Here is a 24,288-nt window from a genome sequence, read left to right on the forward strand (position 1 = left end):
CGAGATTAAATCCGAAATCAAACGTTTCCTTTCACAAAGCCGAAGTGTTTTAAGTTGACCTTGAATATTAAAAAAATGAATAGTATCGCTAAAAGAATCGGACCATTAAGGACGGGCTGAAAAATTCCGTAAATACCGATAAAAAATAGAGACATCAAAATTGAAACTCCATACGTGTTTTTCCTTTCTATTGAAATCGAAGTTTTCGAAACGAAAAATCCAAACAGAATTCCCATCAAACCGATGAAAAAAGGACCTCCATCTCTATACAGACTAAACATTAAGGAACCGAATGCATTATATTTGATTGCGTTTCCATTTGCTCCCTGACCGATCGTTTTGTATTCGTGCAAGTAACTACCGATAACGTCCGCTTGAGGTTCGATTCGAATTCCAAAAAATTTCGATATAAAGGCGATCGGTCGCTCCAGACCTGCGAAAGAGGATCTGCCATAAGTAGTTTGATGAACGATCGATAAGGGATTTTGCAGTTCCACGTCGAACATAGAAAACGACATCGTATGATAATCGATTACAAACAATTTTAAAAGTCGTTCATAGGCGAGACTCGCCTTGTTTTCTCGTAGATAGCCGACCAAAAAAACCGGTAGGAGAATCAATAATAGGACGATTATTGTTCGCCAGGAAAATCCCGATAACGTGTTTTTCCAATCATGGGTAAGCTTAATCGAAATGACGATTATCCCGATCATAACTATATAATGGAATCCGAATCGACCAAACATCATAAAAGCATCTAAACCGACCAAAATACAGGCCAATGTAAAGATTTTTCCGTTCCCTTTAGTTAAATAGAATGCTACTCCGATAAACAGGGATGCCAACAACATCGGACTAATCAATAACCCATATAGAAAGTTAATCTTAGTACTGCCGAATAAAACGGATTGGCCGGTCCGTAAACCGAATACGTCCGCGCGATAATCGACCGGCGCGACTGAAGTACATAATAAATATACCGCTTTAAAGGAGAAAAATAGCACGATCGGGAACAGTATAAAATACATGATTCGCAGAATGAATCGTTCCTTCGATGCCGCCGATTCTTCGTCAATACTGGAGATCACAAGGATCGATTGATTGCCCGAGACTCTCAAGGAAAAAATATGTAGTCCCACGCCCAGAGTAACGGAAGAGAGCATCAAAATATACAATAAGTATGTTTCACTGGTCGGGCGAAAAAGGCCTGTAAGCGATAAAGATGAGATAAACATCCAAAAAAACCACCAAGCAAGGATGAATGCCAATACTACTCCGGCCTTCCTTAAAAGGATCAGAGAGATCGATATATTTAATACACCCGCGATTAGAATTATTTCCGACATATATTTACTCATCTTTCCTTTTTAACATTCATGAATATCTTTAACGCGAAAGAGATTGCAGATTATCTAGAACCGAAACCGGAAAAAATCGTTTTTAAAGTTTTAAAAAAAATTAAAATATCCAGCCAAAGCGAAAATCTTTTAATATAAAAGAAATCGTATTCGAGTTTCACTTTCATCCCGTCCACTTCCGCAGCATAACCTTGTTCCACTTGTGCCCAGCCGGAAATTCCAGGTCTAACGACATGTCGGTAAGCAAAAAAGGGAACATCCCTTTCATACCATTCGGATAATTCCATAGATTCCGGTCTGGGTCCTATAAAACTCATATCACCGATCAACACGTTAAATAATTGTGGGATCTCATCAATTCTATAGCGTCTCAGGATTCGTCCGACCTTAGTGATTCTGGGATCGTTTGTGCCTTCGGTAAAACCCTTTCCCTTAATCTCCATATGCATGGTCCTAAACTTAAAAACAGTAAAGGGCTTTCCCCGAAATCCCATTCTTTTCTGACTAAAAATCGGAGATCCTTTTGTTTCCCATCGGATTAAGATAGCTGTGATTAACATAATCGGAAGAAAAATAGGCAGCAAAAGTAAGGCCGCTATAAAATCGATCAGCCTCTTTAACCTTTCATATACGATGGAGGGTAGTAAGGTTCCCAACTCATTTTCGGATAAATGATTGATCTTAACTCTTCCGCTTAAGGATTCTATAATCTGTTTAGTATGATACACGGGAATTCTAGACAGCGTACATCTAGCTATAAATTTTTCCCATTCAGGCGTTAAGTTTTCCGATCGAAGATCCGCCACTACTCCGTCGAATCTCTCCTTTCCTAAATCGGGAACCTGCAAAAAAAAGAATTCCGTGCCATGAACGGCTTCGAGTTCCGAAGCTTCGCCAAACGGGATAATAGCGAGCCGTTGCGTCCTATATCTATGCCCTAAAAAATAACCCACGTAACACCAAAGCAGAGTTACCGCAGCACCGGAAATTATTCCCTGAACACTATATTCGATGCGATTTAACAAATAAATAGCGATCATCAAGCTAAATACGATCGTCGTCGTCGGAAGAACGTATGCCGCCGATTGTGCTCCAGGATATCGAACCAATTTTCTTAACGAACTAGCGACAAGACAGAAAGAAATTAATACTCCGAATAAAGTATTCAAACTATTCGAGTCGATTCGGTTCCAAAAATCCAATCCCCAACGCGGAATTACCGTACCGAAGATGATTAATATTATACCTGTTATCAACTGAAAGATGGTGCTCAACAAGATCTGCTCGTGAAGCCTGGAATGACGCCTAGTATACATATTTTAATATATTATTAAATATTTATATTCAAATATTCTTCTTTGGATATGAACTTAGGATCGTATCCGCAGCGGAACGAGTCGAAAATCTTCGTTCCAGTAGATTTTTTGAATTTTTACCGAATTCTTTACGTTTTTCGTCGTCAAGACAAGTAACTGCATTTTCATAGAATAAATCATCGTCACCAGAAATCGACACCAAGCCAGCCTGAGCATCTTGAATAATGCCCTGAAGGTCGTTCCCCGAATTTACGGAACCCAATATAGGCTTTCCTTCGACCATATAGCCGAGAATCTTTCCGGGAAAATTATGAGTCTGATGTAAAGAACTTAAAGTAAATAGTCCGACATCGAATTCAGATAACATTTTCCGATATTCGTCCTGAGATACAGGATCGAGAAGAGAAATATTTCGGATATTTTCCGCTTCAATCGATTCTTTAATAAACGCAACCTCGTCTCCTGCACCGACTAACACAAAATATGCTTTGGAATGAACCTGCATCCTCTTTGCCAAACTTACTATATTTGTCATTCCTTGAGCTTTACCAAGATTTCCACCATAAAAATAGACTACCTTATTTTCCAAATTTAACGATTTTCTATAAATGTCGCTTTTGCCCTTAAACTGCAAATCACTCCCCCAATTATATAGAACCTGAATATTGGGAAACCTGGATTGATTACTAAGAAACCATTTTAAATTCGCGGGGGACTGAATCCCGATCTGATCCGCCATGCTGTAGTTTATTTTTTCGAAATACCGAAAAAAATGCGCAATCATGGAATTTTTTCCGATTATGCCATTGTCTATTACCCATTGCGGAAATAAATCGCGCAAGATAAGATAGGAAGGAGCGCCCCACAGTTTTTTTAATCTACCGATTAAACATGACCAAAAAATGGAGGGCGAATAATAAACAATATAGTCGTGCTTGTTCCGCATAAAATATTCTTTTAGGAAAACCCAAGCCCGCCACGGTAGCAGAATTTCGTTTATCAATCGTTTAAATTTCGATACGTTTTTTATTTGCCCTGAGTAGAATTTCAGTACCGTTATGTTGCCTAATTTCGTTAGAGAATATCGCTCTCCAATTCCTATACCAGGTGTAATAACGGTAACTTCGTGATTTCTAGAATCGAACTCTATTGCGAGTTCATGCATCATCTTGGCGGCGACCTTAATACTTTCCGGAAGATAGTCGTCTACTATCATACATATTTTCATGTTCTATCTTTAATTTTTTCTCCAAACAGTGCGATTAACGTAGTGTGTATAACTTTGCACTAGCTTAGCTATTTTCTGGGAAACTAAACCTCCTTTATAATCTTCTACAATAGTATTATTTTGCATCGCATGTTGGCTAGTTACAATTTTTATAGATGATAGAATGCTTTCCTTTCGCAGTCCGCTCATGACCAAAGTTCCCACATCCATTCCTTCCGGCCGCTCGTGAGCGTTTCTTATAGTAACTGCAGGAAGATTCAATAAAGAAGCCTCCTCGGTTATCGTACCACTATCGGAAAGGATACAGTAGGAGGAAATTTGAAGTTTAATATAATCGAGAAAGCCGAACGGTTTCAGAAAGACAATCAGTGGGTGCAACTTAAGCCCTTGAATATTTTCTAATTTTTTTCGCGTGCGTGGATGCGTAGAAACGACGACCGGATAGCCATATTCGTCGCTTATGGCATTCAATGACTCTAGCAAATTTTCCAGATTTTCGCGAGAGTCTACATTCTCCTCACGATGAGCGCTAACAATAAAGTACTTCCCCTTCTTCAATTCAAGCCGTTCGACCGCATCGGAAATTTGAATCTTCGGCATATAATAATTGAGAACTTCGTCCATATGGGAACCGGTCTTTATGACCGTTTCCGGGCTGATTCCTTCCGATAGCAAATAACGTCTTGCGTGCTCCGTTAGAACTAAATTTATATCACTCAAATGATCGACAACTTTTCGGTTGAGTTCCTCGGGAACTCTCTGATCGAAACATCGGTTCCCGGCTTCCATGTGGAAGATAGGAATCTTTCTTCTTTTCGCGGAAATTACGGATAAACAAGTATTCGTATCGCCGTACAACAATAAAGCGTCCGGTTTTTCTATTTCGAAAACTTCATCAGATTTAGTTAATATTTGCGCAATCGTAACGGCGACCGAATCCCCCGCGACATTTAAAAAATAATCCGGCTTTCTAATTTCAAGATCCTCAAAGAACACTTGATTCAATTCATAATCGTAGTTTTGACCTGAGTGAACCAATATATGCTTAAAATTTCGATCCAATTCAGCAATAACCCGGCTCATTTTTATTAATTCCGGACGCGTACCGACGATCGTCATGACCTTAAGCATTAAGGTTCTCCAGAATGAAATCCAACTTTAACAAAAGCTCCTTTATTTCGGATACGTCGAGACGTTTCGTGTTATGAGAAGTATAATCGTCCAATTGAGAAACCTTCTGTTCACCCTCCACAAAATATTTGTTATAATTCAGATCCCGATTATCGGCCGGAATTCTATAATAGCGTCCCATATCCTCGGCTTTTGCCATCTCTTCCCTAGACACAAGGGACTCATAGAGCTTTTCACCATGCCGAGTTCCTATAACTTTGATAGAATTATTTTTTTTGAATATTCCTAAAATAGCTTTCGCTAAATCCTCTACTGTAGACGCTGGAGCCTTCTGGATGAAAATATCTCCTTGCTTTGCGTTATCGAATGCATGCAGAACCAAATCGACCGAATCCTCGAGAGACATTAAAAACCGAGTCATACTGGGATCCGTCACGGTAAGAGATTCGTTTTTTTTAAGCTGATCCACGAATAATGGAATCACCGAGCCGCGGGAGGCCATTACGTTTCCGTAACGGGTTGCACAAAGAATCGTACCGCCCTCTTGAACCGTTCTAGACTTAGCAATTAATAACTTTTCCGCCATCGCTTTAGAAATTCCCATCGCGTTGATGGGATAAACCGCCTTATCCGTACTCAGTACGACGACTCTTTTTACTTTATTTGCGATCGCAGCATTCAAAACGTTTTCGGTACCTATCACATTTGTCTTAATCGCTTCCATAGGATAGAATTCGCATGAGGGCACTTGCTTTAAGGCTGCAGCGTGAAAAATATAATCAACACCGATAGTAGCTTGAAAAATACTATCATAGTCCCGAACGTCACCGATATAAAACTTAACTTTTTCATTAGATAATGAAATTCGCATATCTTCTTGTTTTTTTTCATCTCGACTAAAAACGCGAATTTCCCGAACGTTTGTATTTAAAAATCTTTTTAAAACTGTGTTTCCAAACGAACCAGTTCCACCGGTAATCATCAATACTTTGTCATCAAACACGATCTAAATCCAAATATTTTTCGTTATAAGCTCTCATTCTCTGAACTAATATATCCCAACTTGCAGGCAGGAACGAAGTTACGTTTCTAAACCTGCTGGAATCCAATGAACGATCTACTACTACTACATCGTTCGCAACTATCTCGATAGTCTTATTGTACGTTTTTTTAATTAAGTTTAACAATTCAAATTTAGAAATCGGCTCTGCAGAAAGATGATATAGTCCATGCAACTGAAGGTTCGGAATAATTTTAGTCTTAATTACTTCTGCAATCTCGGAAGCTGGCAACCCTGAAAAAATAGCCTTAGTAAACCCGTTAACCGTACCTGACTGCGATAAGAACCAATTTACAAGAGAATAATTTGAATTCAATTCGTGGCCGATGATCGATGTTCTCAAAGTCAAAACATGCCGCTCGCTAACAACTTCACCAATCTCCTTAGATTTACCGTAGAGATCTTCAGCATCAGGAATGTCAGACTCATTATACATCCCTTTTCGTCCCGCAAAAACACAATCGGTACTAATTAAAATTAATCTGGTTCCGTTTAATTTGCATATATTAGAAAGTCTATGAGGCAACAACGAATTAATCGGCAGAACTGAAAGAGTATCCTTTGCAAGTCCATGCTGTTTGATAATTCCGATGCAGTTAATAACGATATCGGGTTTTATTTGGTAGAATACCTTAATAAGATCATCGCTATTTAAAACATCAATATTAGATAAAATACACTTCTTTTCTAAGGAGGAAAAAAATCTAAGATTCTCGAAACTTCTGTTGGTCCCAAAAACGGCCCAATTTGAATTTTCCGAAAGAACTCGAAATATGGCACTCCCGAGCATTCCGGAAACACCTAACACTAATATCTTTACGGGAGAATCCATCATCATTCGTTTATAATTTATTTCGATAAACGTCTTTTTTCCCGAAACCGCTCGGCTTTACCCGACGGATAAAATTTCGAATCCGATTATCTACCTTTGCATAAATTCTTCTAAACGGCTGCTCCGGTCTTGCATTAAAACTAGTAACGTTAAAATAATCCCGACCGATAGGAGATAATTCGGAAAAAAAATAATTCGAAACACAGACTCGATTCTCGTCGACCGTAACCGGGCTAACGGAATGCCAAGACCAGGGATTCGTTTCCATTAAAACCAGGCGATTAAAATCGCTTATAATCGTGACTTTCTTTCGCACTTGCCTATCCCAAAGTTCGAGATTTCCCCCTTTTTCCAATGACCAATCCGGATTCACATAATAAAGTAGATTAAGAGTTCTATATAGAGAGCGACTCATCTCATGCGAATTATCGATATGCGGATTAAGAAAATTTCCCCTCTCCATAAGACTCAAACCGCCGGCGTATAATGTAGGATCCGGTTTTTGTTGCTTGATACCTGTTATTTCTTCCACGACGCGAATGACAGAGTCATGCTGGATAGCAAAAGTTATTTCCTTTAACAGGGGAGAAAATCGCTCAAAACTCTTGGATGTAAATTTCCTTTCACGGAAACTATTCATCAATCGCATCTCTTCTCTTTTCGGAAAAACCGAATGAATTTCCTCAGCTATCTTCCTAGGCAAGAGGTCATCGATATAACAATAGCGGACTCCAACTTCCTTAATAGAGGATTTAAACATCTCCCCAAGCTCATCTTTTTTTTCTTTTAATCTTAAGCTTATAATTTCAACAAGTTCTTTCTCTTTCATATCAACCTTCGTTTTGATACGTATTCACTTCCGCTTTAAAAAAATCGAAAGTAAGTTTTGCATTTCTATTCCAGGAATATTCATGCGCTTTTCTAAAGGCATCTTTCGAAAATTTCTCCCGTATTTCTTTTGAATCTATCATCTTTTTTAACTTTTCCGAAATGTCGTCTACGTCGAGCGGGTTGCAATATAAACCGGCATCGCCCATTACTTCCGGCATGGGGCCGAACTCAGAAGAAACGATCGGCAAGGAGGCTGCCATCGCTTCGATTAAAATATTCGGTAAATTTTCGCAAGTGGATGCGAAAACGAAAAGATCCGAATTTTTATAATATTCAGAAATAGTATCGTAAGGAACATCAGTGTGTAAAAAAACAAACTCAGATCTAGGATCGAATTTTTGAATTGATGCAAAAAGCTTTTTCTTTGCATTTTTCTCGGTTAGACCTCCTACTAAATCAAGCCTGAGAGAATATCCCTGTTTTCTCAAATTAGAGACCGCTTCAATTACATTCCATTGATGTTTGTATTCTCCGATAAAGGAAACATAGAGCAATTTTATCGGAGTCTTTTCGTTTTTTAAAAATAATTGTTGTTCTTTAGGTGGGGAGAAGAAGCGCTCGTGAATTCCGTGACTCACTATGATATTCTTTTTATTCTGTATCGAAAGTTTTGTAAGAATCGTATCTTTCGCATAATTAGTGAGAAAGATAATTCCTTGAGATTTACGAAACGTTAATCCTTGAAAAAAATAAAGTAACATCAATCGCAAAGCTTGAAAAGAAAATCCGTAACGCATGAGCTCCTTCCATTCAAAAGGAAGAAGATTTTGGCTCATCGTAACGAATGGGCGAAAATCACCGGAAAACGAGCTCCCAGGAATGAATAAAATAGAGCATCCCTTTTTGCGCGCGATGTCGGATAGTTCGTATTTTTGCCAATACCATCTCTTCAATCGCCCTCGATCCACGTTCGGAACGATAACTTTTTCGAGCCAGGTCATATTCGGAATCTGATCCAGCGTTTTCTGGCTAGCCCATATGAACACTTTCCGAAAAGATGATTCCTCCGGTTTTGCGTTGGCTAGTAATTCCTTTATATGAGTCACTCCTCCTCCGCTTTTAATATTCGATGCGTCGATGCCGAGAATCATAAAATTTTAATATCCAATAAATTCGCCCGCCAACTCGTATCTTTGACCATTAATACCAAGTTTGAATTCGGCGATTCCTGGGGTGTTTTCCTCGTCAATTCCACCCAAATCTAACCAACTGAATCCACGATTTTTCAGTTCTATCATAGCGTTCCAGAGTAAAAATTGATTAGCCTTCAATTTTCTACCAATCTCGCCGTTCCATCCGATCAAATACATTGCAGTACGATTCGATAAGGAAAGGCAAATACAGGCCACTCTATTAGAATCATATTTTGCTATCAACACCAAGGGCATCTCACATTCCGGCAACGTCTCTCTCATTTTTTTTAACAGTGAAATAGGGATACCTGAAAAATTTTTCGTACTCATAAGTTCAAAATAACGATCTACCATCCAGTCGAATTTTTCATCGTCTGAACCTATTTCTAAAGTAAGCCCGGTCTTCTCGGCCGAACTTAGCATGTTTCTCCATTTACTATCCAGCTTTTGACGTAATACATTAACATCTAGCGATAAGTCAATGTACGAGGACGACCAGGGAAATGAATCCATGGATTGGAACCCGAGTTGATTTAAAAGAAGAATATTTTCCCCGTTTGAATCTAACTCCGGATTTAGAAAAAGAACGTTCCCTTTCGAGATAGATCCGAATCGATGACGAAGAAAATATAAGACCGACTGTCTCTCATTTGAGGTTGTTTCCTTGAAAAAAAGAGGGCCTCTGTTTATTCTATGAATCTTAAACAACCTGAAAAAAGTCTTAGTTAAGATCTGTAAAACACCAATTTTTTTTTCACCTATCTTAATCAGAAATCGAGTAACTTTCCAACCTTCGCACTTGACTTTTGCCTCTCCATATGCCCAAGATTGGAGCAAGATCGAATGTTCCGCTTCTCCAAGAAGAGTATTCCAAGTTTTATCGTTTATCCGTTCGAAGAGCGGATCACTTCGCTTTTCTATTCTAATATTTGAATATGCTTTACAAATCCGATTCTCAGGAAGAGACTGATGAACCGCCAAATATAATCGAGTGTTCCTAAAATACAAAGCTTCTTGATGAATATGGTAATTTTGTAATACTTCAGGCGGCAAATCCGGCCAAGAGGATACAGGGCGTCCTCCTTTAAACCATTCTACAAAAATTCGGGCTGCCTCTTCTTTAGTTTCTAGTTTATATTCCGCCAAATATGGAGTCCAAGTATCGATAGACTTAACAATTGTCTCTTTGCATAACGTATTCCAGATCTTTTGAAGCCTTATTCTCTTTCTTGAGATATTTCCCAAGCGAGAAATAGCGATAGTTAACAATTTCTTAGAAAGATTCGACATGACCGGAGAAGCAATCGAAGCGATCTCGGCATCCTCGAAGAAATTCGGAATTTTCCTCGAGTATCTTCTCAGACCTATCTTTTGTAATATACGCTTAAATAGCCATTTCCAGGAAAGACTTCTTGTATCGGATTTATCTTGGAAAAATTTGAGACAAAGCTGGGGGAAGATTTGAGCTTCACCTTGATTAAATGACAATTTAGAAGGCCCATTCTCACGAATCAGCAAGAGACCTCCGTCGGGAATCGCCAAATGTTTATGAGGGCTATATAAAATAAAATCTCCGCGCTCTCCGACTCCTTTTATAGGCCTTAGCACATGCGCAGCGTCTTCCACTAATAAAGCGTTCCTCGTGGTGCAAAATTCGGAAGCTAGAACGACATCATGCGGTTTTCCGAAATAATGAACAATAACGAATATATCTAAATCATATTCTTTTACTAACTCTCGGCACGCTCGGTAGTCCGGCTCGCGAATTTCAGTGATCGGGTAAAATACTAATCTAGCACCTGTTAAACGTAACTGTTGGAGAGACGAGTTACAGAAAAAATCGGGCAACCAAACAACTATATCATCCTTCTTCCGAATATGTTTCGCCCATAGTGCGATCGATGCTAACGACCAAGCCGATCTTGAAAACCAGATCGATCGATCATTGCTTCTTGCCCAAGAGCTACCCAAATCGACGTCGGATCGGCGTGCAGTAATTACGGCCTTAGCTAAATCCCTCCAATCCGGCAAAGGAGCGAGAGTAAATTTCATTGGTTTACCCAACTTTCATATATTCGGAGACTCTTTCTGTAAAGAATGTCCGCTCCACCTTCCAATAATGCACCGACGAGAGAAAAGGAATCTTCCGGAGAAACGGCATCTCTGCGTATGGCCCAAGGATGAGCGCCAATATTATTTCCACGCAATCCAGTATAGATATACGGATACGTTGTTTTAGCGATCTTTAATGCAGATTCGCTAAAACTATCTAAATCTCCGAATGTATAAGCAAAATGTTTGATCGTAATATTTAGCTTATCTTGCAAAATTTCCTTAGATGTGACGATCTCATTATACAAAGATCTCTCGTCCGATATTTTGGAAAGTCTTGCGTGGTTTCTTGTATGAGAACCGATTGTGTGTCCGGTTTCGATTAAATACCTTAGATCATCCCAATTCATCGGTCCCCAGGAGTCGGGTATTTGTTCGAGACTTCGATCAGGATATATATTTTTAGCAATAAATTCTTTCCGATATTTCGAGCCCTGAACATCAACAAAATCCGACACGATGAAGAACAAAGCTTTGATACCGAGCGGATTTAGGATTTGCTCCGCAACATTACGATTAGATATAAAACCGTCGTCAAAAGTCAGTAATAGGTTTTTTCCCTGAATCGAAATTTTTCCCGAAACCATTTCGGAAAAAACTTCAGGAGAAATAAAGCGAAACGTTTTAGATAGTTCCTTAATTTGGAATCGCGCCTTTTCCAATTCCTCCGATGCGATATCGTGATAGAGCAAAACTCGCAATTCGGATCTCGACTTGAGCTTGATAAATTTAGCAATCGAATTAGCTGATTTTAAAGGAAGATAAGATGCCGCAAGTATTTGATGGAGGAAAGACATAAATTTCAAATGCTATAATATGATTCGAGAATGGAGAATTATAACGAATCGTCAGCTCGCTTTTCCCAAAAGCTTGAAAACGAATTTCAATAAGCGAGAGGGAAAAAAAGTTAGTAATAATATAATTTTGCCTTTAAAAACAGAATTATCTTCCATAATTTTCTTCCTGGCCTTTCTCGCCTCGCCAATTAGAAGCAGATGGATAGCTTCCTCGCGTGCCAATCCGGAATTCAATATTCTAATCTCCTCCTTATATTTAACGGAAAACTCGGGATCTTTTTCTTCATAAGCCTCAAGCATTAATTTTGTTTCCTTCCAAAAGAGTTCCGTCTTTTGCCAGGTCCAACTTCCGGAATGAATTCTCCATTTCGCCAAAACTTCGTTTACCGTAGCCAATTTTCCGGTCATGGCGATCCTTCGAAAAAGATCGGCTTCTTCTATCATATTGAATCGCTCGTCGAACCAGTAACTTAAACGATCTAAAGCTGATCGCCTTATAACGATCGTTTCCATCGAGAGAAAATAGTTTGATAATAATTTGGAAAAACAATGCCCAGTGTAAAATCTAGTTTTTGAGAAAAGCCTTTTCTCATAACCGCTATCGTTAAAAAAGAGCGAATCGCAAAATACTAAATCCACTTCCGAGTCCTGAAAAAGTGGGACTTGCTTTTCTAGTTTTAAGGGCATCCACAAGTCGTCACAATCCAAAAACGCAATGAGCTCGCCGCTTGCCTTTTCGATCGCCTTATTTCTAGCTGCTCCGAGCGGAATTGTCTCAGATCCACGATAATATTTTATTTTAAAATCGTAACTTTTGGCAATCTCAGCACTATCGTCAGTGGACGCATTATCCCAAAAAATAATTTCGAAATTCTTATACGATTGCGAGTAAACAGAATCAATCGCTTGACGAAGATAAGTTGCGCTATTATAGCAATTCATGATGACACTAATCAAAGGAGTCGACTTATCATCATTTTCCCGGAGCACTTGCCACCTCGTTTAATAAAGTTTTGCAAACGTATTCAACATCATCCTCTCTCAAATCAGGATGCATAGGTAAAGTCAATAGCTCGGAAAAGACTTTTTCCGTTATCGGAAGTTTGGAAGATTGATTCGATTTAAATAAGGACAGAACATGATTCGGCTGATAGTGAATTCCGGTTTGAATCCCTGCTTCTAACATTTTTTCTTGTAGATTCTTTCGATCATACGATTTTAAAATGCGCACTACGTAAATATGAGGAACGACGGTATTATAATCTCTATTTAAAGGTTTTATAATATCCTTAAAGTTTTCAAATTTAGAATCGTATAGCTTGGCCAGCGTTTGTCTTTTTCCCGAGAGTTCTGGAAACCTTTTTAACTGCTCAATTCCGATAGCGGCCATAATATTACTCATATGGTATCGCCACCCTGGAGCGGTAACGTCAAACTCCCAACTTCTTTGTCCGGAATATCTCTTTTCCGTGTCGCGCTCCACTCCAAGAAGACGTGCATCCCTAATTCTCTCAAGAATCCTGGAATCGGTTGCCACAATGCAACCACCTTCTCCACTAGTTATGTTCTTAATTCCGTCGAAACTAAAGCAAGCTATATCTCCGAAGGAACCTATCAATTTTTCATTATATGTAGTACCAAATGCATGAGCCGCATCTTCGATTACTCTAAGATTGTATTTGCGAGCCAGCTCATAAATGGAATCTAAGTCACCTACTCCGCCCGAATAATGAACCGGCATAATCGCTTTTGTTTTTTTTGTGATCCTTTTTTCGGCGTCTCTCCAATCCATAATGCATTGTTCTTCATCTATTTCGCATGCAATCGGCCTCGCTCCTGTTGCTAAAATAGCCTGAAAAGAGGCGACGTAAGTAAGGGAGGGGACAAGTATCTCGTCCCCTATGCCTAACCCGCAAGATTGCACCGCTAATTGAAGCGCGGCAGTACCATTGACAACGCAAAGCGCTGGACGATTGAAATATTTCATCAAGAGCATTTCAAACTCTTGAACATCCTTACCCATTCCGAGATATTCACGATCCAGCACGCCGAGAACAGCCTGCTTTTCCGCCGGACCGAGACAAGATTTCGAAAGTCGAATGAGTTTAGCAGGAGTTCGTAATGACATATAAGGAAGATTTAATTATGATTCGTGATATTCATTAGAAAATTCCAATTAATACCAGCGATAAGGAATTCTGGGATCGTCCATAGGGATACTTACGCTTTCGGATGGGTCATGAATTTGATTCGCACAATTAATCAAATACGCAGGATTCGCACTGATGCAAGTAAACCCGTACCATATTCCCGGTGAAATATGAATTCTGTAATATGCGTCCGGTCGACCTATTTCTACGATCTGTAGTTCTTTATAACTCGCAGATTCCGGACGATCGTCATAGGTCACTAGCTTAATTCTACCAGTCGGGAGGGCAAGATTTTGTATTTGCTTATCGTGCTTTTTCCAAGCCTTAATAGCTCCTGGAAAAATTTCGGAAACATAACATTCTCCGAATCTAGAATAATCCGAGGAATCCTCCCTTAGGACATGTAATACTGCCCCACGCGGATCTAAAATTTGGGGAATTTCAGTAAAAACTAATCCGTCGATTTTACTACGCACCAAGCTCTTCCTCGTTCTTTGGCGATACTTTCATATTCTTTGATTTGGTTTATAGTTAAGTCGTAGATATTTTGATTTTTTTTATAGTAAGAGCTGTACCAATCTCCTATTAAACGAATTGTTTCTTCGTAAAATAAAGTACATTCCCATTTAAGAAAGAATAAGGCTTTATCACAGTTTAGCTTTAAAAGTCCGGCTTCGTGAAACGGAATATTGTCAGTGATTTTATAAGCTTCTTTAGCATCTTCAAAACCCCAGTACCTACTTAGATCTGCTAACAGCTCCACTACTGTACGATTCTGTTCCGATCGAGGTCCAAAATTAAACGCTTCTCCATGGATCTTTACGTCCTTTGCAAGCCGCTCTCCGAGAGTAAGATAGCCGCTAAGAGGCTCTAAGACATGCTGCCAAGGACGAGTGGCTTTAGGACTCCGAATTTCGACCGGTTTTCCTACGGCCCAAGATTTCATGCAATCTACTACGATTCTGTCGGAAGCCCAGTCTCCTCCTCCGATTACATTTCCCGCTCGACCGACTACGAGACGTACCGAATGATTTTGCTTAAAAAAAGAATGAAAGTAGGATTTAATCACTAATTCTGCAGCGCCTTTAGAGCCGCTGTAGACGTCCTTACCACCTAGCACATCCGTTTCTTTATAGCCCCACACCCATTCTGCGTTATCGTAGCATTTATCGCTAGTTATAAGTACGACATTGCAAGGAAGATCGTAATTTCGAAGAACCTCCAAAAGATTCATTGTTCCGATAACGTTGGTGGTTATAGTTTCCGCTGGATCCGTATAGGATAAGGAAACAATTGCTTGGGCTGCTAAATGAAAAATAAAGTCCGGTTTTTCGTCGGAAATAATATTCCGGAGAGAATCTAAATTTCGAACATCTGTAAGAACATGTTTGATTTTATTTTCTAATCCAAGTACCTCGAACATAGAAGGATGAGTCGGAATATCTTTTGAAACACCAACGACCCTCGCACCTAATTTCAGCAACCAGGCGGTCAACCACGTTCCCTTAAAGCCAGTATGGCCGGTTATTAAAACTTTTTTATCTTCATAAATATTAGAAAACATTTATGCGAAACCTATAGCCAAGCGGCTGTTCCGGATTGAAATAATTGCTGTAAAGTATCCCGATCACGAATCGTATCCATACATTGCCAATAACCCGAATGTTCGAAGGCCATAAGTTGATTATCTTTTGCCAAGTTTTCTAATGGGGATTGCTCCAGCACAGTCGTATCATCTTTTAAATAATCGAAAATTCTATTCTCAAAAACAAAGAAGCCCCCGTTAATCCATCCTTCACCGGTTTGAGGTTTTTCCTTGAATTCTTTAACCGCACCGGCCTCGATTCCCATTCCGCCGAATCGCGCCGGAGGGCGAACGGCAGTAACCGTAGCGATCTTACCGTGCGATTTATGATACTGAATCAAGGAGGAAATATCCAAATTAGAGACCCCATCCCCGTAGGTAAGCATAAACGTACCTTGATTATATAATAAATCCTTTAATCGAAGTAGTCGGCCACCCGTAAGAGTATTCGCGCCTGTATCGATTAAAGATACGGTCCAGTCTTCCGCGGTCGGATTAGAGTATTGGACACTCCCGCTACGCAAATGAACCGTGAGATCGCTCATTCGAGCATGATAATTCAAAAAATAATCCTTAATAACTTCACCCTTATAACCTAAGGCGAGCACGAAGTCAGTCATCCCGAATTTTTCATAGATCTTCATTACATGCCATAAAATCGGCCTTCCGCCGATCTCCACCATAGGTTTCGGCTTTACCGTCGTTTCTTCACTTAAACGGGTTCCGAGCCCGCCACAGAGGATAACTGTCTTCATTTAATACCGCTCGTTAAAATTTCGATATAAGAAAGGATATTCCGAATTTCGGAAAGAAACTCTCATGCTTTTTCCAAAATGTATCTAAGATCCAAAATTAAATTAGTTATGAAATAATTACCGATCAAACCGATCACTTTTTTCTTGTGTTTTCCAGTGACGAGAATTTCGGAAACACCCGGTAAGGAAAAATAAGGACTGAATGGAGCCAAAACGAACGTTTCTTTCATTATGCGAAATCGTGCCTTTGTATAGTAAGGCCTTTCTTGACAATAGGTAGAATCTGGATTCAAAAATTGAAATGTTAGTTCATGAAAGCCGCGTTTATGCGTAGGGTCGGCTGCCGCGCACCAGCTATTATAGTACGGAACGCTAATTGATAATTTACCTTTCGGAGATAATATTCTCCATAGCTCTTCCATAGAAGGAAGAAATTGGTCAAGATGTTCTAACACGTCATACGCTTTGATTTCATCGACACTTTCATTTTTCCAGGGCCAAGGTCGAGAATTTAGATCGTGGACGACGGATATTCCCGGCAATTGTGCGATATCATGGTTAACCCACCCTTCGATAATATCTGAACCCGCTCCTAAATTTAATTTCATTCTTTCCTCTAGGTCGTTAATAATAAATAAAATCGTTCCGCCATCGTCTTTCCGTTAAACGATTGAATATGTGTCTTCGCGAGAGCCGCACGGTCTCGAAATTCTTTGCGATTTCGGACAAATTCGGATAGTACGGTTGCGATGGAAGAAGGGGATTCCGGGGGAACTAGGGAAGCAATCGGCGGAGAAGCAAATTCTTCCACCGCTCCGACTTTTGTCGCAAGTACCGGAGTCCCTACTTGCATCGCTTCCGCAATCGTGTACCCAAAACCTTCGAAGTCTTTAGTCAACATTGCGAGTAAATCGAATTGACGAATGATTGCGCCAGGTGCTCCGGGAATATATTCGGCAAACTCAACTCGTTCCTCGACTCCTAAATGCTCGCCCAATCGTTTCAAACGATTTAATTCTCCCTCCTCTCCGCCGCCGACAAATAATAATCGAATCTTTTTTCTCTCTCCATCTTGAATTTCTGATAAAGCAATCAAAAGGTCTTCATGTCCTTTATACCTCTCGATTCTCCCCAACATTCCTATAAGTAATTCCTTGGAAGAGATTTTGAACTTTTCCCGAAGATCAACGACCGAACGAGTATGCGAGTCGACGAAATCGATTCCATTATGAATCACTCGAATAGGATTCAACACCGTATCAAAACCCCTACGCTCGATTAGTGTTCTCCTCGTGGCTAGCGACACGCAAACCAGATCGGTAGCGGATCTCTGAACCGTCATATCGATCAAATGTTCGAAAGTATTCAAAAAAACCCGTCTTGCCTGTGATTCATGATGAACGAGCAGCATTCTTTTAGAAATTCCCAATCGCTTTGCAGAACTAAGCGCCGCTAAAGAATTCCATGCACCCGGGTAATTCCCGTTAACACAAAGAATCGCATCGAACGTTCCGGCTTTTTTTAAAATACGGATTCCATTCAAAATTTCGAATATAAAGAAAAACGGAAGTACAAAATAAGAGAACAGCCTCCCCAAAAAACCGAAGAGCCGTTTATTTCTTTTTCTAACGATAAAGGAAATATTTTTGAACGACTCAAGAGATTTTCGAATTCTGTTCAACCCTTCGTTGTCTTCATTATGAATGATTACGAACTCATCCTTTGCTGCACCGGGCCAATTTGAGAGTAAAGTGAGAAGATGAGTATCCACGCCTCCCCAGGATTCCTGATGCCACCAAACCGCGATCCTCAAATCGTTACTCCGTCTTAGATGCCTTTGATTTTCTATTTCCGATAACTCGTGCAGGTACTCCGCCGACAATCGAATATTCGTCGACATCCTTGGTAACAACAGCGTTCGCGCCTACAATCGCTCCTCGATGAATCGTAACGCCGCGTAGCACGGTAACATTCGCACCGATCCAAACATCATCCTCGATAGTTATCGAACCTCGGATCTCTCCTTGCTCTAACATAGGAACTTCGAGATCAGTAAAATCATGATCTGCAGTTCGAAAGGATACCCGATCTGCGATCATGACATGTGAACCGACACTCATGTCGCACGTTAATCCGAAGATTACCCCGCTATTAATACTACTGTGCTCGCCGATTTTTAATTTACCGCGTCCTCTAAAGCTCACGTTCGGATGAATTGCGACGAAATTTCCGAGCTCTACTGAAAGGGGTTCCCGAAGGTCCGGATCAAACTCGGGGACTCCTAAAAATCTAGTTTTAGCTCCTATGCGAATGAAATAGTGAAAGTAACGAAGAGTCACGTAAACTGTGACCAGCAAAGTTAGAATTCGAATTCTATAACCTTCCAGATTTTGAAAAAGGAATTTAATTTTCAAAGTATTACGACTTATATAGAAGAAACAAGTATGAGAGATCGGCGATAACTTATAGAATCGCCGATGGAAATTCTGGATAGTAAATTTATAGAATCAACTCACCCGTGCATCAAGAGCATGAAGGATTAATTTGAAACTGATAAGATTCGGAATCTCATCATCGTCAAATCGGATTCCGAACTCTTCTTCTAGAGCCAGTACTAGGCTCATATGTCGGAGAGAATCCCAACCTTTGAATTTACCGATCGCGATTTCGTCCGTAATCTGATCCTTTTCGACCGCGAATACATTCGACATTACTTCAATCAATCTATCTCGCATTAATTACCTCTATATAATCCAGATCCTGCCTGGGAAGGTTTTCAACATGGATAAAGTACTCTTTTTTTTCAGCGGTTTTAGAACTACAAACAAATTGAAATTCCTCGTAAAAATCCTCGGTTTGCGAATTTTTTTCAGTGGGAACGAATTCCGCTCCTATCCTTTCAATCCCAAGAATCTTTAATCTATTCATAGCCGTTTCGATGATCTTTTTTTCCAAATTACGTCCAAGTATACGACAGCTCAGAAGAAAAGAATCAATAAAGGCTTCCCTTCCGTTTAGCTCTGCGAATAACGCTCCCGTCACACCGTAATCGCCATAACGATCGGTAACTTGAAAGCTAAATACCTTCCAATCCGAACTTTCGATCATCCTCTGAACTTCAGATTCAGTGTACCTCTTAGTAGTAAGATTAAATTGATTCGTCTTTTGAGTAAGCTGAGCTATCCGGGAAATTTGACTCGATTGGTCTTCGTAAAACGTGATCTTTAGGTTTAAAGATTTCAAATAATCCGTTATATTATCGAAACTTACTTTACTCGTTTTCCTCAACGATTCCGTACGATATTGAGCGGTTTTTTCAAGATCTTCCTTACTCACCACTTTTTTGTAAAATATGGAATCTAGAGTCATCATCGTCTGAACATAATCGGTATAATTCTTCTGAACCTGAATACAATGTATTTCAGGGAGATTTTCCCGAATTAAATTTACTTCAAAATCGCTATCGTCAACGAATACAAAACTGCTTAAACCAAGATTAAGTTCTCCCGCAAGTTCCTTAATATTCGTCGCTTTATCCTGCCAATTCACCTTCCAAGACACTATATGTTCCGGTTTTAGCAGCATATCAGAATTTGAATGGAATACCTTTTCAACATCTTCGAGGTTATTCTTGCTGACGATGGCAATAAGCACTCCCTTCTTATTCTGTCTTACAATCAAGGATTGTACCTCGCGAAATACTTTAATTCCTTCGATCCCGTCTTCGCCAACGACCCCTTTCCAAAGAGTGTTATCGCAATCAAGGACCAAAACTTTCTTAACTCTTCCCAATGTGGTCAGAATAGCCGGCAAAATTAATTCCGAGTAAGCGTGAAAATATTCGTTTTTAAACGGTGCTTTAGAAGAAATAAAAAACCTGAGATCAAACGCCTCTTGTAGTCCGACTCTCGCATAAATTTTGTCTTGAGCAACGAGTTGAAAGGAAGGAGGCGCATTTTCACGAACAAAAATATTCAATTCGTCGATGGTCGCATCCGAAAAGATCGGAGCTATGGTATGAGAACTATAAGGCAATATCGAAAATAAATTAAAAAAAACTAATTTACTATTCCGCAACTCGGAAAAGAGAAATAGTAATTCTCCTTTTATCTTATCCCGAAGTTCCTCAGCTGACAAAAGGCTACTTGGATCATTAAACGCATATTGATCCAAAATATTCCCCATTTCATAAAATAGGAATATGCAATCCGCGTCTTTATACTTTGCGGCGTCTTGAAGAAGATTATCGTACTCACCTGTTTTTACTACTGCATTAACCCGACTATTTCTTAAATGATATTCGCTTATATCCTTAAACTGACCCATGATTACGTTTGAGATAACGACCGCATCGTAAATCGGTTCAGAAAGATTAAAGTTCTCCTGATTAGCTTTTAAAAGTTCGGAATATTTTGGATATTTCACGAATGAATTCCTCAGTCTTTAAATCGCGAATTGTCCGCCGGTAACTCGCAAGATTTCTCCGGTAATGTAGTCGGCCTTTTTCGACGCAAGAAATGCAATCGAATTCGCCACGTCCTCCGGTTTCGCTAATCTACCACGCAGAGATTTCGCCTCTATCATTAATCGCGCTTTGGATGGTATCTCTGAAATCAAATCCGTCTCCGTCATGGATGGCGACACGGCGTTTACCCGAATTCCCTTGCTCGCCAGTTCGAGAGCTAAGCCTTTCACAAGCGCGTTCATACCCGCCTTCGAAGTAGAGTAGCCCAACCAACCATTCACCGGTTGATCTCCCGCCATTGACGATACCAGAATGATATTGGGGGAATTTTTCCTTTCGAAGAAATCCGCGAACTCCTTCACTATCCAGTATGGGATCAAGATATTCGCCGTTAAATGATTCATAAAATCTTGATCGAATGATTGCTCAAAAGGAACCGTTACAAGTTTACTCGAAACTGAATAAATTAAAACGTCTATCGAATCAAAATACCGAATGATTGCTTCTTTGAATTCCCGCACCGATTTCGAGTCCGTGAACGTGGACTTTATAGGATAAAAATTTTGACCTGGAAATTTTTGCCGAAGAGAGGTTTCTAATTCGCGAGCAGCCTCGTATTTGCTTGAATAATGAATCACTAAATCATAACCTGATTCCGCCAGAGCGCTCGCAGTCGCCAAGCCGATTCCGCCGGTCGCCCCTATAATTACGGCTCTCCGATTCTTAATTTGATTCGAAGTTTCATCTTCCTTTAGGACAGAATAGATCGGTCCGATAATTTTAACTTTCGAAATTCCTTTCGTTACAATCTGACCATGTTGATTTAATATTTTTATATCGAGAGTAATGAACTTTTCCCGACTTTCCTTACCGATAATCTCTGCGTTAACCGAAATTTCGTCCCCCACTCGAACCGGTAGTAGGAAATCCAACGTTTGAGAAAACCAGAGCGCCCCGTCCCCCGGCAATTTAGTTCCTATCAAAGTGGAAATAAACGATGCGCCTAACCATCCGTGTACGACCGGGCTTTTAAAGGAAGTGTCCGCTGCAAATTTTGGATCGACATGCAATTTATTGTCGTCACCGGTCAAACCCACAAATCGATCCAGATCGCTTTGAGTAATTTGATGCGAGAGAGATGCCTTTTCTCCTACTTGGAAGTCTTCGAACTTTCTCACTTGGATTCCTCCTTTGTAATGTCTGTTTCGAACTCCCGTTTTGATACCATTCGCGCAGGATTTCCGACATATACGCCGTAAGGCTTTGTATCGCCCTGAAGTACTGCATTCGGAGCGACGACCACTCCTTCCTCGATTATGCTTCCGCCTAAGATAACTGCCCCGGCGCCGATATGGCTAAACTTCTTGATATGGATGGGTGATAGGATATCCTGTTCGAAGTTTTTTCCCTCGTGCGAGATAGTGATGATCATTACTGACGGAGCAATCCGAACCCCTTCCTCGATAATAACGGAAGCATTCGAACTGATATAAACATCCCTGTTAATTTGAACCTTATCGTCGATCTTCAATCCATTAGGCGACTCTACCCAAACGTTTTTACGGATGACGCAGGAGCCAAAAATAGGAATATTCACTCCCGTTAGCCGCCATAGCAGAGGACGAAAAATCGAGAAGATAAGAAAGTCGGGAAGAATATTCGCAAAACCGAAAATAAAAACGCTTCTCAGTCGAAAAAATAAATCTACCCAAATAGCATGAAGAAACAATCGAAAGAACGAATATAACCTAAGAAGCATACTGATGCGAACGTTTAAAAGTATTAAACTTTTCCCTTAATTATCGTATCGAGATTGATCCAGAACCTTTCGGCAACCTTTCCATCAATCTTAAAAAAGAAATCTTGGATCGTTTGATCGATCGTTCGATCTGCAAGAAAAGATTTCGGCTTCTGTCGATAGTGCCTTAACAAATCTAATAGCTCCGACTGGGTTTCAATCCAAGGAATACCGGGTTCTTGTTCAACTGCGGGCGGTATATCGGGATCGAGAACTCGAATCGCCGGGACTCCTAGATAAACGGACTCCAGAGCTATACCGGAAAAGCCGGTTAAGACCGCCGTCGAAGTCGGAATTAAATCCTTTGTGGACATCGACGGAATTCTATCCAATGAAATTCTGATATCGTTTTCATCGATAATTTTCTTTATATGACTTTCAGGAACAATCGGATGCTTCGACAAGACTAGGCGCCAACCGTCTATCGAATCGAGTCCTGAAAATAATCTCAAGATCATTTCCTCATCCCCGATCGAAGGAGCCAAGACCAGAACGTTGGTTCCCCGAATCGGTTTCTTTTTCGATTTCCGAATCTCTCGTTTTAATGCATAAAGACTATCGTATTTAAGACATCCTATTTTTACGATTCTTTCCTTGGGATAATATTCTCTTAATATATCTTCGAATTGTTTACCATGAATAAAATAATAATCAGGCATCGGAGATAGGAAGTCGTCACTATTGTCCGGTAATTTATTAAATTCCGAATATCTATGATACAAACCTAATTTATTACGATAAGCCGTAGCGTGCTGAATTGTCACCCAAATCGGTTTTGAAATATGATTTTGAACCTTATAATTAACAGCTCGAATCGGAGATAGAGTCTCCCCATAGTTAACGATGACCGGAGATTTTTCCTGTTCGTCCAGCCATCGTTGGAACATTGCCGCGTACAAAAGGCTCCAGGGAATAATGCCTAAAAAACTATTCTGGAGCTCGGAGAAAACTATGTCCGAAAACTCCACGGCACCGACGGTGATTTTCCGATTCGATTTCCTTCCCCAAAATATCAGGAATTTTATATAATTTTTGATTATAGAAATATAAATTTCCACAATATCGGAATAACGCAAATAACTGTCCAAAAAGACTAGATCCCTCTCAAACCGCGCATGGTAACTCGATATCTTCCTCCGCCATGAACGATGCCTAAGAATATCCGCTTTATTAAAATTCAGACGAACCAAAAAGCCGCTAGTGTAATCGAACTTTTCGTCGAGAAGATAGGACCCTTCATACATTCGATCGAAGAGAAGCCCTTTCGATTCTATAATGTTATACTCTAAACCATGAAACCAAATTCGTTTTTCGCTTATTGCTTTCTTTGGGGGAAGTGATCTCACTAAGAGCCAAAAAACAGAGTGTTTAAGAAAATCGAGCAGAAGGCGAAACAATACAAAAAAGGAATTTTTGGGTCGAAATCTTTTTGCCCTTTCCCCTTTCAAGCGACGGTGCAGCTCGATGTACCAGGCATTATTCGTAAAGGCATCCTTTTGAACCAAATTGGTGACCCACCAGATCGGGAAACCATCCCATAGCAGATACTTTTTGAAGCCGGATACAGTCGGCCATTCTGCCACCCAATCAGTAAAGAGTTCCCTCGTCTGTTCCCAACGCCATTCTTTAGAGGAATCGAATTTTTCTTTTCCGCCTTTCGATCTTTGCATAGAATTA

Annotated in this window: 22 protein-coding genes and 1 pseudogene; all 23 read right to left on the reverse strand. The window is 40.0% G+C overall.

Going from position 1 to position 24,288, the window contains the following annotated elements:
* Nucleotides 1-17: 17 nt before the first annotated feature.
* On the reverse strand, nucleotides 18-1,346 hold the full coding sequence (locus LEP1GSC047_RS10125; protein ID WP_010418504.1) for an O-antigen polymerase: 1,329 nt from the start codon (nucleotides 1,344-1,346) through the stop codon (nucleotides 18-20).
* Nucleotides 1,347-1,408: 62 nt separating this feature from the next.
* Complete coding sequence (locus LEP1GSC047_RS10130; RefSeq protein WP_020988625.1) at nucleotides 1,409-2,674, reverse strand: sugar transferase; 1,266 nt, start codon at nucleotides 2,672-2,674, stop codon at nucleotides 1,409-1,411.
* 28 nt (nucleotides 2,675-2,702) lie between these two features.
* Entirely contained in the window at nucleotides 2,703-3,902 is a 1,200-nt protein-coding gene (locus LEP1GSC047_RS10135) for a glycosyltransferase family 4 protein (protein WP_020988616.1), read from the reverse strand.
* 9 nt (nucleotides 3,903-3,911) lie between these two features.
* The gene (wecB, locus tag LEP1GSC047_RS10140; protein ID WP_010418495.1) at nucleotides 3,912-5,033 is read right to left on the reverse strand and encodes a non-hydrolyzing UDP-N-acetylglucosamine 2-epimerase; all 1,122 of its coding nucleotides are present in this window, start codon (nucleotides 5,031-5,033) and stop codon (nucleotides 3,912-3,914) included.
* Nucleotides 5,026-6,036, reverse strand: coding sequence for a polysaccharide biosynthesis protein (locus LEP1GSC047_RS10145; protein WP_020988794.1), 1,011 nt, complete (start codon nucleotides 6,034-6,036; stop codon nucleotides 5,026-5,028). Before LEP1GSC047_RS10145 ends, wecB begins: the two co-directional genes overlap by 8 nt.
* Nucleotides 6,029-6,925, reverse strand: coding sequence for a dTDP-4-dehydrorhamnose reductase family protein (locus LEP1GSC047_RS10150; protein ID WP_020988763.1), 897 nt, complete (start codon nucleotides 6,923-6,925; stop codon nucleotides 6,029-6,031). Before LEP1GSC047_RS10150 ends, LEP1GSC047_RS10145 begins: the two co-directional genes overlap by 8 nt.
* Nucleotides 6,926-6,935: 10 nt before the next feature.
* Nucleotides 6,936-7,754: a 2OG-Fe(II) oxygenase gene (locus LEP1GSC047_RS10155; protein ID WP_020988747.1), complete on the reverse strand. Its 819-nt coding sequence runs from the start codon at nucleotides 7,752-7,754 to the stop codon at nucleotides 6,936-6,938.
* Between the two features lies 1 nt (nucleotide 7,755).
* Entirely contained in the window at nucleotides 7,756-8,907 is a 1,152-nt protein-coding gene (locus LEP1GSC047_RS10160; RefSeq protein WP_010418487.1) for a glycosyltransferase family 4 protein, read from the reverse strand.
* Nucleotides 8,908-8,913: 6 nt separating this feature from the next.
* On the reverse strand, nucleotides 8,914-11,001 hold the full coding sequence (locus LEP1GSC047_RS10165; RefSeq protein ID WP_020988713.1) for a peptidoglycan bridge formation glycyltransferase FemA/FemB family protein: 2,088 nt from the start codon (nucleotides 10,999-11,001) through the stop codon (nucleotides 8,914-8,916).
* A complete protein-coding gene (locus tag LEP1GSC047_RS10170) occupies nucleotides 10,998-11,858 on the reverse strand; it encodes a polysaccharide deacetylase family protein (protein ID WP_010418485.1) in 861 nt (286 codons plus the stop codon). The genes LEP1GSC047_RS10165 and LEP1GSC047_RS10170 overlap by 4 nt, the downstream gene beginning before the upstream one ends.
* Nucleotides 11,859-11,909: 51 nt before the next feature.
* On the reverse strand, nucleotides 11,910-12,848 hold the full coding sequence (locus LEP1GSC047_RS10175) for a glycosyltransferase family 2 protein (RefSeq protein ID WP_020988702.1): 939 nt from the start codon (nucleotides 12,846-12,848) through the stop codon (nucleotides 11,910-11,912).
* The gene (locus tag LEP1GSC047_RS10180) at nucleotides 12,832-13,986 is read right to left on the reverse strand and encodes a DegT/DnrJ/EryC1/StrS family aminotransferase (RefSeq protein WP_010418478.1); all 1,155 of its coding nucleotides are present in this window, start codon (nucleotides 13,984-13,986) and stop codon (nucleotides 12,832-12,834) included. Before LEP1GSC047_RS10180 ends, LEP1GSC047_RS10175 begins: the two co-directional genes overlap by 17 nt.
* 48 nt (nucleotides 13,987-14,034) lie before the next feature.
* On the reverse strand, nucleotides 14,035-14,484 hold the full coding sequence (locus LEP1GSC047_RS10185) for a dTDP-4-dehydrorhamnose 3,5-epimerase family protein (protein ID WP_010418475.1): 450 nt from the start codon (nucleotides 14,482-14,484) through the stop codon (nucleotides 14,035-14,037).
* Nucleotides 14,460-15,572 (reverse strand): CDP-glucose 4,6-dehydratase, encoded by a 1,113-nt coding sequence (gene rfbG, locus LEP1GSC047_RS10190; RefSeq protein ID WP_020988622.1) that lies wholly within the window; start codon nucleotides 15,570-15,572, stop codon nucleotides 14,460-14,462. Before rfbG ends, LEP1GSC047_RS10185 begins: the two co-directional genes overlap by 25 nt.
* 11 nt (nucleotides 15,573-15,583) lie before the next feature.
* Nucleotides 15,584-16,348, reverse strand: a complete 765-nt coding sequence (gene rfbF / locus LEP1GSC047_RS10195) for a glucose-1-phosphate cytidylyltransferase (protein WP_010418471.1) — start codon at nucleotides 16,346-16,348, stop codon at nucleotides 15,584-15,586.
* 62 nt (nucleotides 16,349-16,410) lie between these two features.
* Complete coding sequence (locus LEP1GSC047_RS20845) at nucleotides 16,411-16,956, reverse strand: class I SAM-dependent methyltransferase (RefSeq protein ID WP_010418468.1); 546 nt, start codon at nucleotides 16,954-16,956, stop codon at nucleotides 16,411-16,413.
* Nucleotides 16,957-16,964: 8 nt separating this feature from the next.
* A complete protein-coding gene (locus tag LEP1GSC047_RS10205; RefSeq protein ID WP_010418465.1) occupies nucleotides 16,965-18,161 on the reverse strand; it encodes a glycosyltransferase family 4 protein in 1,197 nt (398 codons plus the stop codon).
* Between the two features lie 31 nt (nucleotides 18,162-18,192).
* Nucleotides 18,193-18,342, reverse strand: a pseudogene (locus LEP1GSC047_RS22520) (DapH/DapD/GlmU-related protein); the annotation flags it as partial.
* Between the two features lie 513 nt (nucleotides 18,343-18,855).
* Nucleotides 18,856-19,071: an acyl carrier protein gene (locus LEP1GSC047_RS10215; protein WP_146036899.1), complete on the reverse strand. Its 216-nt coding sequence runs from the start codon at nucleotides 19,069-19,071 to the stop codon at nucleotides 18,856-18,858.
* A gap of 1 nt (nucleotide 19,072) precedes the next feature.
* The gene (locus tag LEP1GSC047_RS10220; protein ID WP_020988780.1) at nucleotides 19,073-20,773 is read right to left on the reverse strand and encodes an HAD-IIIC family phosphatase; all 1,701 of its coding nucleotides are present in this window, start codon (nucleotides 20,771-20,773) and stop codon (nucleotides 19,073-19,075) included.
* Nucleotides 20,774-20,791: 18 nt separating this feature from the next.
* Nucleotides 20,792-21,991 (reverse strand): SDR family oxidoreductase, encoded by a 1,200-nt coding sequence (locus LEP1GSC047_RS10225; protein WP_010418451.1) that lies wholly within the window; start codon nucleotides 21,989-21,991, stop codon nucleotides 20,792-20,794.
* Entirely contained in the window at nucleotides 21,988-22,572 is a 585-nt protein-coding gene (locus LEP1GSC047_RS21880) for an acyltransferase (protein WP_020988601.1), read from the reverse strand. Before LEP1GSC047_RS21880 ends, LEP1GSC047_RS10225 begins: the two co-directional genes overlap by 4 nt.
* 23 nt (nucleotides 22,573-22,595) lie before the next feature.
* Entirely contained in the window at nucleotides 22,596-24,281 is a 1,686-nt protein-coding gene (locus LEP1GSC047_RS10235) for a UDP-N-acetyl glucosamine 2-epimerase (protein ID WP_010418445.1), read from the reverse strand.
* Nucleotides 24,282-24,288: the final 7 nt, after the last annotated feature.

The sequence above is a fragment of the Leptospira inadai serovar Lyme str. 10 genome, assembly GCF_000243675.2.
GTDB classification, from domain to species: Bacteria; Spirochaetota; Leptospiria; order Leptospirales; family Leptospiraceae; genus Leptospira_B; species Leptospira_B inadai.